General features: G+C 51.5%; 9 protein-coding genes and 1 pseudogene. 3 read left to right on the top strand and 7 right to left on the bottom strand.

Annotated elements, in window-relative coordinates:
• Positions 1 to 303: 303 nt before the first annotated feature.
• A complete protein-coding gene (locus tag NSU18_RS15900; RefSeq protein WP_341149505.1) occupies positions 304 to 4,329 on the top strand; it encodes an S-layer homology domain-containing protein in 4,026 nt (1,341 codons plus the stop codon).
• Positions 4,330 to 4,404: 75 nt separating this feature from the next.
• Here the strand turns inward: NSU18_RS15900 and NSU18_RS15895 are convergent, their stop codons facing one another.
• Positions 4,405 to 5,160: an SDR family NAD(P)-dependent oxidoreductase gene (locus NSU18_RS15895; RefSeq protein ID WP_341014575.1), complete on the bottom strand. Its 756-nt coding sequence runs from the start codon at positions 5,158 to 5,160 to the stop codon at positions 4,405 to 4,407.
• 145 nt (positions 5,161 to 5,305) lie between these two features.
• Here NSU18_RS15895 and NSU18_RS15890 point away from each other — a divergent pair, with 145 nt between their 5' ends.
• Entirely contained in the window at positions 5,306 to 6,172 is an 867-nt protein-coding gene (locus NSU18_RS15890) for an AraC family transcriptional regulator (RefSeq protein ID WP_341014574.1), read from the top strand.
• Positions 6,173 to 6,207: 35 nt separating this feature from the next.
• On the opposite strand, the gene NSU18_RS15885 is transcribed toward NSU18_RS15890, so the two are convergent.
• The gene (locus NSU18_RS15885; RefSeq protein WP_341149504.1) at positions 6,208 to 6,345 is read right to left on the bottom strand and encodes a hypothetical protein; all 138 of its coding nucleotides are present in this window, start codon (positions 6,343 to 6,345) and stop codon (positions 6,208 to 6,210) included.
• Between the two features lie 319 nt (positions 6,346 to 6,664).
• Positions 6,665 to 6,739, bottom strand: coding sequence for a putative holin-like toxin (locus NSU18_RS32415; RefSeq protein ID WP_445321861.1), 75 nt, complete (start codon positions 6,737 to 6,739; stop codon positions 6,665 to 6,667).
• Positions 6,740 to 7,007: 268 nt separating this feature from the next.
• Between NSU18_RS32415 and NSU18_RS32410 the strand changes: the two are divergent.
• A pseudogene (locus NSU18_RS32410) lies at positions 7,008 to 7,118 on the top strand (hypothetical protein); the annotation flags it as partial.
• 201 nt (positions 7,119 to 7,319) lie between these two features.
• On the opposite strand, the gene NSU18_RS15880 reads toward NSU18_RS32410, so the two are convergent.
• The 4 genes from NSU18_RS15880 to NSU18_RS15865 form a co-directional block, all read right to left on the bottom strand.
• Entirely contained in the window at positions 7,320 to 8,090 is a 771-nt protein-coding gene (locus tag NSU18_RS15880) for a helix-turn-helix domain-containing protein (protein ID WP_341149503.1), read from the bottom strand.
• 272 nt (positions 8,091 to 8,362) lie between these two features.
• Positions 8,363 to 9,421 carry a hypothetical protein gene (locus NSU18_RS15875; protein ID WP_341014572.1) on the bottom strand — a complete coding sequence of 353 codons (1,059 nt, stop codon included), beginning with the start codon at positions 9,419 to 9,421 and terminating at the stop codon, positions 8,363 to 8,365.
• The gene (locus NSU18_RS15870; protein ID WP_341149502.1) at positions 9,422 to 11,260 is read right to left on the bottom strand and encodes an HSP90 family protein; all 1,839 of its coding nucleotides are present in this window, start codon (positions 11,258 to 11,260) and stop codon (positions 9,422 to 9,424) included.
• A 214-nt stretch (positions 11,261 to 11,474) separates the two neighbouring features.
• Complete coding sequence (locus tag NSU18_RS15865; protein WP_341149501.1) at positions 11,475 to 12,251, bottom strand: class I SAM-dependent methyltransferase; 777 nt, start codon at positions 12,249 to 12,251, stop codon at positions 11,475 to 11,477.
• Positions 12,252 to 12,366 lie beyond the last annotated feature (115 nt).

The following is a 12,366-nucleotide window of genomic DNA, read 5'->3' as shown; positions in this document are numbered from 1 at the left end:
GGGCGGTCTATTTGCGTTCATCAAACTCCCTTCCTATGCCAGATATCCTTATTCCTGGAAGCTTAGGCTGAGAAGTGTGTCTATTTTCGTAATATATTAAAATCATTCGTGCATTACCCGTATTTAGACTTTCTCTTCAAGTTGCTAATATGAAAGCTGTTACAGCCTAATCATCCGCTTTTGTGAATGCGTTTACAAACATTGTCTGCCATTAGGTTCAGAGGGAGGTGCGGGATTGACTGTCAAGCCAGACTTGGCGTAACCAAGGGTAAGAATCTCCATAAGAAAAGGAGTCAAACTTAGATGAACAGTAGAAAATATGTAATCAGCATCTCCCGCCTTCTCGTTATCATCATGTTGTTCTCCATCTTCACGTATACTCCCGTCCCGGCAGCTGCGGCTGGAGAGGAAACGTCTGTTGAACTGAGCGGACTCATTGCGCAGGCCGAAGCTCTAAAAACCGGCAATACGGAGTTCCCGCTCCAAGTCAGCCATTCTGTGTATGGATCGGTCTATGGTTCTGACGTGGAGCGGGCTTTTCCGTGGGTGCATGTTGACGAGCTCCAAGCTCTGAATGATGCGATTGAGCTCGCGCGTAACGCGAACACTCCCACTGACGAAGCTGTTGCTGCGCTTAAAGAAGCCATAATGAATTTCAGCAAAAATATTAAATCAGACGGCTCCGATCCTTATTTCCGGCTTGATCCGGGTCCGGGTAAGGTTTCTGTAAAAGTTACCGCGCCCACGAATGCCTGGACAGCCAGAACTCCGCTGGATAACCGTGTCCCTGCCGACTTTGCCGGCGGCACCTTCAAGACGATTGCGTATCCTTTTGCAGATGCCCAAGGGAAAGCGGAAGTGCTCCAGATTAATTACGCCCACAACGGGAAAAGCACCTTCGGCGGCATCAGTCTGGAATCCCCGTTGTCCCCGGCCGTCAATGTTACAGAGGGTTCAACGATTGAATTCGATGTCTACTATCCGAAGAGTGCGCAAGGCAAATTCATGAGATGGAGAGTCAGAAATGCCAATGACAACCTGGACAGCTACCTCAGAGATTACCAGTACAATAACCTGAATCCTGACTGGGTGGGCAGCTACAATGGTGAATCCTGGCTAAAGGCTCATCACAGTATCACCGCCTCAACGGGTAATTCCTCGAAATTCATTCTTGAGCTTCATGGAGAGAATGCCCGCCCTGAAGAAACCGGTATGCTGCTGGTCTCGAACATCCAGATCACGGCTCCAGATCCGAATGGCCAGGCTCTTCCGAACGTAGTCAATAAGGAAAACCAGAGTGTCGTAGCGCCTCTAAAGAGTCTGTACAATAAGGAGAATGGCTTGTTCATGGTCGGAGCGATCGGCACAGGGCCCGTAACCGGAACCAGAGCCAATCACTATGAGATCTTCGTTGACGGCAACAATCTGAAGGCCGATGGCACGCATCCCCGAGGGCCGGAATGGCTGAAGAACGTGAACGGCGAGGCCATGAATGGCGCAACCACTGCCCCTGGCTTAGCGGAATACAGCTTCCCGACTAACTCCTATCAGGCGATCCGGGATTCGGGAACTCCTGGGCAGTACAAGTCTCACGGTCATGTTCTGGCATGGTATAACCAGGCCCCTGGTTGGATGGCGCAGATGATCCCTGCAAGCCTGCCCTCCGGGTATAACGGCAGTGCCGAGTTCTACGGACTTGGTAACGGCGTTACGACTACAGTTAAGGTAGATAAAGACATGGCGAGAAGAGTGCAGTTTAACCATACCATGTATGTGATGCGGCACTTCCTGACTACAGATACGAAATATGGCTCAAGCGAAGCGCGTGGCGTCATTCCTTTCAATTCGTGGGATGTGCTGAACGAAGAGGTACACGAGAGCCGCCACAGCGAGATTATCCCTAAGGATGCCAACAGCTGGAGAACGAGCCTGAAGCACACCAACTGGCTTGCTGCTATGTCGGATGATCAGATTGGCGGCGACATCACCGATCATTACGTATACCTGCTGTTCAAAAACGCGCACATCGCGGCACCCAACGCCAAGATGGCGGAAGCTTACAAAGCCAATTATGCTAACCTTCCAGAATACATGAAGCTGGATGGACACGACACCAAAGGCAGCATTGACAGCTACATCGTTGACAATCCTCCGAAGCTGACCTACAACGATTACGGGCTTGCGACCCGCAGTAAAGCCAGAACCGTATACAATATGGTTCTCGAATTAAATACCGCATGGCGCTCCGATCCGCTGTATGACGGAAGACCTCTGATCGAAGACATCGGTATCCAGGGACATGATGCGGTAGGTAAAACCCTGGCAAGCGACAACCAATATGCGATGGCCCTCTATGCCTCTCTCGTTGACCGGGGCCTGCTGTCGGGGATTACCTATTCAGAGCTTGATCTCAAGGTGCCAACCGATGCTCCTGGAGGAGGCGCAACTGCTCCAGCAGCGCTTAATGTCAGACAGTCGGACGCCCTTGGTTATCAGTACGCACTGCTCTACAAAATGTTCAACAAGTTCGCCCCGTATATTGATCACATCATCAGTTGGGGCGTAACCGGTTCGGGATGGCAGGGAAGCTATGTCCTGTTTGACGGCCAAAGTAATGCGAATGCCGGGTACTATGGCGCTATGAAGCCGGACCGGTTCATTCTGGGACATTCGTATCTGGATGATTATTTTGCTGGCGAATATCAGGCCATCGGGAATAATGCCATCGACCTTGGCGATCTTGGAGTCTATACACCTAATAGCGTGAACGCCGACCTCAGCAGCTTGTCCTTGAGTGCAGGAACACTTGAGCCGGCGTTCAACGCAGCCATCACAGAGTATGAGGTATCCCTGAAGGATGCCGGCAGCATTACCGTGACAGCGGCGGCGGCAGACAGCAGATCCATCCTGAAAGTCAACGAGACGGTGGTTGCCAGCGGTGCAGCTTCCGAAGCTATAACACTGACACCGGGCACCAAAACAGCTATAAAGGTTGAGGTTACAGGGGTAGACGGAAGAGTAAAGACCTATACCCTGAAAGTAACCAACAGTAAGACGGAGAATCCGTCCACTCCGGGGCCTGGAACACCATCACCAACACCTGAACCAGCAACACCTGCGCCTGCAACGTCTGCACCTGGCACCTATTCAACGTCTGCACCCGCAGCTTCTCCAACACCATCACCCGTTGCAGAAGGCCAGAAAGTAACCCTGCAGGCAACAGTGAACAATACGACTGCATCCGTTAGGGTATCGGATCTGGCACAAGCAAAGGAATTCATCGGGAAAAATGTGACGCTGAACATCCCTGCCGTGCAAGGAGTGAATTCATACTCGGTAGGCTTGCCTGCCGCAGCACTGACCGGCGGAACCAAGGATAACAAGCTGACCATTTCCACCGAATTCGGTCAGGTTGTCATTTCCGGTAATCTATTGACAGGCACACCTGAAAGCAGCGGCAGGGAAGTCGCGCTGGAGATTAGAAAAGTCGACAAGGCGGGGCTTCCGGCGGAAGTAAAGGCGGCTCTAGGCGAAAGACCAATCATTCAGCTTAGCCTTAAGGTAGACGGCAAAGAAACAGCCTGGAGTAATCCCGGTGCACCTGTAACCGTATCCGTGCCTTACCAGCCGTCTGCGGATGAATTGAAGAATCCCGAAATGATCGTGATCCGGTACATGGACGAAAGCGGAAAGCTGATGACCGTACCAAGTGGACGGTATGCTTCCAAGACCGGTATGGTAACCTTCACAACTACTCATCTCGGCGATTTCGCAGTATCTTATGTATCTAAGACCTTCACAGATCTTGGGAAAGCAGCATGGGCCAAGAACGCGGTCGAAGTCCTTGCATCGAAGGATATTCTCAAGACAGAGGGACAGGTTTTCAATCCGTCAACAGATATCACCAGAGCAGACTTCCTGTATTCCCTTGTAAGAGCACTTGGTTTGACTGCGAAGGTAGAGGACAATTTCAGCGATGTACAGAAGAATGCTTACTACTATAATGAACTTGCCATCGCCAAGGCGCTTGGAATTGCGAATGGCACGGACAACGGCAGCTTCGGCAGCGATCAGAAGATCACCCGGCAGGACATGATGGTGTTGACCGAACGGGCCTTGAAGCTGGGGAATAAGCTGAATACCCAGGGTACAGCTGCGGATCTGCAGAAATTCTCCGACAAGTCCAAGGTGGCTTCCTATGCATTGAATAGCGTAGCCGCCATGGTGAAGGAAGGGCTTATCCAAGGCAGCGGTAACCAGATCAATCCTGCCGGTAATACCACCAAAGCAGAAGCTGCGGTATTCCTCTACAGATTGTATAATAAGTAAAAGCTTCTTATAGGAACAAGATACGCCCAAAAGACCGCACTCCTTTGCCGGGAGGGCGGTCTTTTGGCGTTTGAATTAAAGCAAATGTCCGCCAGACACTTCAATGTCCTGGGCTGTAACCCACCCGAACTCATCGGACAGCAAGCTCACAATAACCTTCGCAATATCTTCGGGGTGGCCGATTCTGCCAAATACAGATTGCTCCGCCAGCGGCTTAATGAATTCGGGATGTTTATCGAATACTCCATCGCCGAAATTGCTGTGCGTAGGACCAGGCGACACGGCGTTGACGCGAATCTGACGTGTTGCAAGCTCTTTGGCAATATAGCGGGTCCAGGTTGAGAAGGCTGCTTTTAACGAGCCATAGACGGAATAGCCTGGAAAGGATTGAGTTTTGGATGAACTCGTGATATTGACAATAGCTCCAGCGTCCTCCATGAATCTGGCAAGCTGTTGCGTTAGAAAAACCGGTCCCTTGAAATTCGTATTCAGAATCTTGTCGAAATATTCTTCACTCATCTCATTGAACAGCATGGGTCCGCCGATACCGCCATTATTCACCAAGTAATCAAAGGTTGTCCGGTTCCAAATGTTTTGGAGACTCTCCTTCACTTCTTGAACAAAGTCTGCAAAGGTCGGGATCTGCGTCAGATCCAGCTTGAGTGCAACTGCCCGGACACCTGCATTTTTTTCAATCTCCTGTACGACATCTTCAGCGCGGTCCTTATAGGAATTGTAGGTGAGAATGACGCTAATCCCGCGTTTGCCAAGCTCCAGCGCCGCCGCTTTTCCAATGCCATTACTTCCACCCGTTATTATCGCAATTGTCATAAGATCCTCCTTGTATTATGTTCGGCTTGGTTCTAATTGTAGCCGCAGCTGTGGCACTAAAATAGACCTGAAAATGCCTATTGATTGCCTAAAAGCACCATTCGTGTGATAAACTATGTGCATGAAAAATGTCCTCGAAGAAATAATGGATCTGATGAAGGATGCGGGCACCAGGCAGATTGAAACCGGAGTACCAGGGCTGAGTATGATTAAAGGAGAGATCCCCAATCATCAGCTTGCAGCGCTATACGAGCCAATGATTGGTTTTACGGTTCAAGGAAGAAAGATTCTATCTATAGGGGGGCGCAGTACGGAACTGGCAGGGCCATCTTATTACGTGTTACCCGTGCATGTTCCTGCAACGGCGGTTGTACATCCAGACCATGCTGGACATCCGTACATGTCCCTTGGTCTCAAGTTGAATCAGAATGTTCTTCAGAGTCTGTTAAGAGATCTCCAGGAGAATCTATTACCGGCTGCTTCCGGGCCATTCGCAGCTTGCGACATGGATATTGAATTGATGGAGGCCTGGCTGCGTTTATTGCGATTATCGAAAGCGCCAGGAGATATTCCAGCTCTTGCACCGGCTTATGAGCGCGAAATCCTGTATCGCGTACTGATGGGACCACAAGGAGGGGAGCTGAGGCAATTGGGTCAGCGGGAAAGTGACCTATCCCGGATATCCCAAATTGTGAAATGGTTCCGGAGTAATTTTATGAGGCCCATAGACATTGGTGAGCTGGCATCGAAATCGGGGATGGCTATAAATACCTTTCACCGGCAGTTTAAACGGGCTACGGGGTTAAGTCCTATTCAATTCCAAAAGCAATTAAGGCTCCTGGAGGCCAGAAACCTCATTGCCTTCGAGGGCTATCCGGTAGCAAGTGCCGCATACCATGTTGGCTATCAGAGTCCTTCACAGTTCAACCGCGAGTATTCCCGGTTCTTCGGTGCATCTCCTGCCCGTGACACGGAGAGCTTAAGACAAATTGAAAGCATGAGGGATTATTAGAAGGTCATGCCATGAGCCGCAGGAATTGCAGGCATTCACTCCTGAGCTCCCGCGGCTGTCCCCGCTTCATGGAATAACGCCGGCTGCTTGCCGAAAAGCTTGTTGAGTGTCTCCAGCACTTCCACCGGGTTGTCCTCGTTAAACTGAGTAATGGCAACGCGCAAAGCCGACAACAGCATCGCCGTGCGGACTTGTATAAAGTACTGCCAATTTCTGTAAAATCAATGCTGTGATACGGGCCGGTGCTTATCACGATAATCAAATGCTTAGTTCGATTAAGCAAAGGCTGGGAACGAAATGAGCAGCTCCCATAATTTATTAATCACTGTTAACATGCGTTAACACCTGTGGTATAGTATAAGCAGAACAGGCGTACAATGCTAAGAGAGCCGTGCGTCAACACGACTCTCTCAAGCAATAGCCGCTTTTAAGGGCGGTAGGCATCAACAGCAGGATACGAAGAATAGACCGCATACCTTTGTGGGGGGCGGTCTATTTGCGTGTATTGGACAGCAGCGCTACGATAAGCAAACCAAAGGTTAGCATCAGCATCATTGCTTCAAACACTGTCACAAGGCATCCCTCCCTTCTGAGAGAGGTAGCCGACCGGCCCTTTTAAGCCCATCCTATTGCTCAATCAGTATAACATATCAAATGCCTTAGTATTACCTAAGTTTGAGGAAAATTTGACGTAAATGCGTATTTATAATGCGATAAGAGCAGCTCCCCATATTGGGGGCTGCTCTTTGTGGTACGCCCAGCATGGGCGTCATCTCTAGGGTGAAAGCCCTGAACGGGGGCTGGCAAGCGCCGCCTTTCTGCATGTGAAAAAAGGGTTCGCGAACTGACGAATCGAACATGGTTAATATTAATTGAGGAAATAATCAGGAGATTAAACCGCTTCCTGATGGGGTGGTTTGGCGACTTCATTGGTTCCAGCGGTTGATCCTGTGCGCCGTTCCCGAACAGCTCTGGATTGATGAGGATATCTTACCGTGTCCAACCTCATCAACCCCCCCGGTGTCGGCAGAGCGACCTTTTACCGCATGATTGACGAAAGAGTTCCTTCTATCGATCATCCAAGCCAATTTTATGGAGAGTTTCAAACCGGGCTCGCTAGTATGCTTAGCTAAAAACTGACCTTCGTTCAAGAACGGACCGGCAGGAAGAGCATAAGCAGCGCAGGGAGATGCATATTGCTGGCTTCAATCCGGTAACCTATGCTGCTGTCCTCGAGCCTTTTGCAGTGAACCGGCAAATGCAGGAATGCATCCCGTATAATTCTCTCATCCAGACCGGTTGCCCCTACAATATTCTCCATATTAACAAAGCAGTCAAAGTCATGCCTGGTTAACTCATATAATCCAAATAATACCGTTAACCTGTCAGCATCCGCATAGGCCCGGAGCACAACGTACAGGCTTAACAGTTGATCTGGCTCGAGTTCCCGTTTATCGGCGTGATCGGAAAAGAAGAGCATTCCTTGCCTGGCAATAGTAACTCCTTCCGGTTCGCTGCAAATAGAGGTTCCCCAAGTCCGCTGATCATACGTCTTATCCGGGTCCCAAGGCAGGTAGCCCTTGTAACCATTGGATACGATACCCTCATGCAGGCAGAAGGCGATTTGGCAGGCCAGTGTGAAACGCTCCTTGGCAGGGGTCTGTTCAAACAGAAGCTTGATGTCTTTCACTACGTTCTGATCATTGGCCTCGGGGACACGGCCGAATAGAAAGTCAAGGCTGACTCCGAAATAATTAGCGATCTCAGGTAATAAAGCGGTATCCGGATAGCAAGCCCCGCTTTCCCATTTGGATACGGCTTGATTGGTTACACCGAAGACCTCCGCAAGCTCTTCTTGAGTCTTTCCCTTATTCTTGCGCAGTTCCTGTAATTGCTTATGTATGCCCGCTGTTTTCATAATGTGCTCCTCCTTTACGTTGTACGGAATCATTGTACATCCGGAGTCTAACGTATGCCATGTAGTGGTGCTTGGATATCCCTAAGAATTTTCCAACATTGGGTTGGAAAGAAACGCAGCTAAGTCTTCGGAAGATATCAAATGTTTTAAATTTACCTAATTCCGGGAAAGATTTGACGTAAATACGTATTTATAATGTGTAAAGAGCAGCCCCCATTACTGGAGCTGCTCTTATTTGCGCTTGTTCTTACTCAATGCCGTAGGAATGCATCCTACAGCTTCTCTATCAGCTCAGTATAATAGCCGTTACCGTTCCGCTTATCCAGCTTCTCCGCTGTAGCGAGCGCTAACTTCTGGAAGTATTTCGCAAGCGAAGCTACGTCTTCGGACTGGCGTTCACACGGATGCCCAGCCGGAAGCTTGACCTGGAAGCGGATGGATTCCTCAGACAGACGGCGGAACAGCTTGGCCGAATAAGCGTTGAAGATCATCTGATCGGCCGGGTTCTCATGATCGAGCGAGGAGGCGATATACTCTTCGAAGACCTCCAGGGCCTTGACCGGATCGGTCAGGGTCAGGTAGCCAATATGCTCTCCCTGGTGATACAGGAAATCGCGGTTTCCTTTTACCAGCTTATAGCCTTTCTTCTGCAGCTTATCGGCTTCCTTCTGGCGGCCCAGCCGCAGGAGAGGGAACAGCACCTTCGTAATGGTCACATGCGGGACCTCACCGCAGGTCATCCGGCCCTTGAGAATCGGCTCGGCCGCCTTGACGGTTGCTTCGTCGTCTCCCTGCTTCGACAGGAACTCGACCAGGCCATGCTGTTCACAAGCCTCACAATCGCTCATCTCGTCACGGTCCATGGACTGGACAATCGCCCATTCGGCCTGTGAAGCTTCCAGCTCCCCGAAATCTTCGAGAATATTCGCCCGGTAATAGTGATAGGTCCGGCTGCTGTAGCCTTCGGCTTCGTAGCGGGTCTTCATATCCTCCAGCAGGTTCTCAATCTGAGTGCGGCTAATATCTGCAAAAGCGGTGATGCGGTCCAGCACCCACTTGTACGACCACATCAGACTGTAATCATCGAACCGGCCCGGGTTCTTGTCATACTGCCCCAGCTGCCAGGAAAAGGCGACCAGCGCCTTCATCGGATAGCCGTGGAAGCTGCCCAGCTCTACGATTTCGCTGCGGGCCTCATAGCCCTGATCGATATCTCCTGCGGCATCTGCTACCCGTACCGCCTGCTCCAGCAATTCCAGCTTGGCCTTGCCTCCCGGCAGGCCATAGGCTTCTTCCATTAAATCGTCGAAATCCATCTCGGTAACGTTCATTTATTTCTCTCCTTCTGCGGATCGACTGGCCGTCAATCCCCAATCAATAAATTGAATAATGCCTTGGTTCAGGAGCGCGAGCTCCTGGCGGTTCATCGGATAATGTCCCATCAATAGCGCATTGCAGTACAGCATCTCGACAATAGAAGGCAGCGTGGCCTGATTCCCCTGATGGAATACCTTCTCAATGACCGGATTGTTCAGGTTAAAGTAAAGTGTAGCGTATGCCGTATCCTTAAGCGAAGCGCCCAGGCTGCCTAGCACGGAGGAAAGAGCGTCGGTGCTCACTTCCTTCGTTGCCTCAAGTACACGCCACTGGGCGGATTCCTCGGACAGTGTGTAGAGCACCGGAATCTCCTCCGGCTTGAAGCGGCGCAGCTGCACCTGGCAGCGGAACTTCTGCAGGACACTGTCTGCGAGTCTTACAGATTCATAGTAATCCAGCCGCTCTTGAGGCGTAATATCGGTGAAGGATAAGGACACCTCTTCCGGCAGCAGCCGTTCCGTCTGCACCTCCGGGTCAATAAGCGGAAGCCGGGACAGCAGCTCGGCATCATAGATATACCCGCCGTTCACGACCAGCATGGATTGGGCTGAAGCCACGTGGGTAATCTGGCGGTATTCGTCCAGCGTCGCCGTGAAGTACAGGGGAGACTGCTGCTTCAGCTCGCCAAGCGTCTTTCGGCCATACGTGCTCTCAAACGGCAACCACTCGTGAATGATTGAATAGAACGACGAATCTTCCACCGCGAGCGCCTTCATCGATAAGGCATGCAGCGAAATGATCGATTGCAGGCGGTCCGGGTCATACTCGGCCATCCGCATCAATTCCTGACGAATGGCATTCCCCAGCTCTTCCCGCACCTGCTCCAGCTGGGCATTCTCATAGAAATGCTCCCGGGAAGCGGTGGGCTGGAGTTCATCGGTCCAGATCAGGCATTTCACGAAGAACGCCCAGTCCGGCAGGATATTGCTGGCAGCCTCGGAGACCAGCATATGCTTCAGGTATACCCGGTGATTGCGCTTCGCGTTCAGGTTCACCGCGTGCGGCAGAATGAAGGCGATGCCTCCCGTCCGGCCCGAGGCGGTGTGCAGGGGAATGAAATCACGGAACGTCTCCCCCAGCACCTGTTTGCCGAAGGACAGTACTTCATCGCGGTGCTTCCGGGACAGCTGCGGATCTTTGATCCACGGCGGAGTTAGCGGATTAATCAGGCGGGTGCTGCGGTCCGACACCAGTTGGATCGGATAAGGCAGCAGAGCGCCGTAATGGAACAGACCTTCACGCAGGTTCTCTTCTTCGAAGTAAACTTCCGACCCTTCCTTGCAACGCAAAAAAACCTTGGTGCCCGGGGCATGTGCCCCTTCGAGCTTACGGATCGTATACGTGCCGTCCGGCTTCCCGCGCCATTCCAGAGCAGGACCGCCCTTAGCGGATTGAGTAACCATGACGATATCGTCACTCACCATGAAGCAGGACAACAGCCCGATGCCAAACCGCCCGATAAAAGAGGTATTGGTCGACAGAAAATCTTCGCCCCGCTTGGAGGATTGTCCGATCATGGCCAGGAACTCATGAATCTCCGCCTCATCTAACCCGATCCCGTTATCTTCTACTAATAGGGTCGCCCCGGTGGAGGTCCCGCTTACCTCGACATGGATCTTACCTTCGTAGCCTGCCGGGGAATAAGCCTGGCGTGCAGTAATCGCATCGATGCCATTCTGCAGCAGCTCTCTTAAGAATACTTTCGGGCTGCTATACAAATGGTTAGACAAAATGTTGATCATACCGCTTAGGTTCACCTGAAAGCGGTACGTATCCGGGTTTTGGTTCTCCATCTTGATTCTCCTGTTCTGTAATCATTTTGCTTGTGCTTCATGCCAACAATCAGTTTTTATGTAGACAGAGACAACTCTATGTATTACCCAGAATCTGCATGAGGAGAAACATATATTCCCAAGCGTTCTCTATCATTGCATGATAAAAGAAACCCAAGGTCTTGAAAGGACCCGGGTTTCCAGACCATCTGAAGGCTCTCCGCGTATCTAATACTCAGTCTGCCATCTTCAATGCACAGACCCGCAGCCGCCGGTAGTCGGCGATCCATTGGCCCTGCCGGTAATGCTCCGGCCGCAGCTGTTCTTCAACCTCCTGATAGATCACGGCCTTGTCCGCCGCGCTGACATCGAAGAAGAAGTCATCGGCCATCATGTCCAGCCAATCGCGGATTCCGCTCTCCCCCTGCAAGGGAGTCGGACGTTCGAAATGCTGGACCAGCGTGACAAGGAAGCCATGGGCCTCCAGCACTGCCGCATACTCTCCGGCAGTAGGGAAATACCACGGATTGCGGCCCTGCGGCTCATAGCCATACGCGGCCAGAGCAGTCTCGGTCGCATTCACTAGCGCGGCAACGTTGCGGTAGCCGCCGAATTCGGCAACGAACCGCCCGCCGGGCCGCAGTGCACTTGCTACCGTTACCGCGACTGCGTGCGCGTCCCTCATCCAGTGCAGCGCAGCGTTGGAGAACACGGCATCGAAAGGCTGACCAGTCCGGTAAGTGTAGGCATTCTGGGCGCTGAGATTCAGCTGCGGATACTTGCTGCGGCCGCGCGCGATCATCTCGGGTGACAGATCGATGCCCACTGTATCCGCTCCAGCTTCCGCGATCTTAGCCGTCAGATCGGCTGTCCCGCAGCCGATATCCAGCACGCGTTCACCGGGCTGCGGCTGGAGCAGCGAGAGGACATCGCCGCCCAGCCTGGAGACGAAATCCAGTTTGTGATCATAAGTGTCTGCCTGCCATTGGTTATTGGAAGCCGGTTGATTCATATACTTCCCCTCCTTATGAGTTCAGTATAGGGCTGTATGGCTTATAAATGAAATATATAGTTGCTATACGATTAATAAGTATTTCCTATAAGCATGCTGCCAACAAAAATAGACC

The sequence above is a fragment of the Paenibacillus sp. FSL H8-0048 genome (genome assembly GCF_038002825.1).
GTDB lineage: Bacteria > Bacillota > Bacilli > Paenibacillales > Paenibacillaceae > Paenibacillus_AQ.
This window is presented reverse-complemented; position numbering and strand designations above follow the sequence as displayed.

Bases quoted from the DNA above. Each gene is read 5' to 3' on its own strand.
- NSU18_RS15895 (WP_341014575.1), bottom strand. From the start codon at position 5,160: ATGACAATTGCGATAATAACGGGTGGAAGTAATGGCATTGGAAAAGCG.
- NSU18_RS15890 (WP_341014574.1), top strand. From the start codon at position 5,306: ATGGATCTGATGAAGGATGCGGGCACCAGGCAGATTGAAACCGGAGTA.
- NSU18_RS15870 (WP_341149502.1), bottom strand. From the start codon at position 11,260: ATGGAGAACCAAAACCCGGATACGTACCGCTTTCAGGTGAACCTAAGC.
- NSU18_RS15865 (WP_341149501.1), bottom strand. From the start codon at position 12,251: ATGAATCAACCGGCTTCCAATAACCAATGGCAGGCAGACACTTATGAT.
- NSU18_RS15875 (WP_341014572.1), bottom strand. From the start codon at position 9,421: ATGAACGTTACCGAGATGGATTTCGACGATTTAATGGAAGAAGCCTAT.
- NSU18_RS15880 (WP_341149503.1), bottom strand. From the start codon at position 8,090: ATGAAAACAGCGGGCATACATAAGCAATTACAGGAACTGCGCAAGAAT.
- NSU18_RS15900 (WP_341149505.1), top strand. From the start codon at position 304: ATGAACAGTAGAAAATATGTAATCAGCATCTCCCGCCTTCTCGTTATC.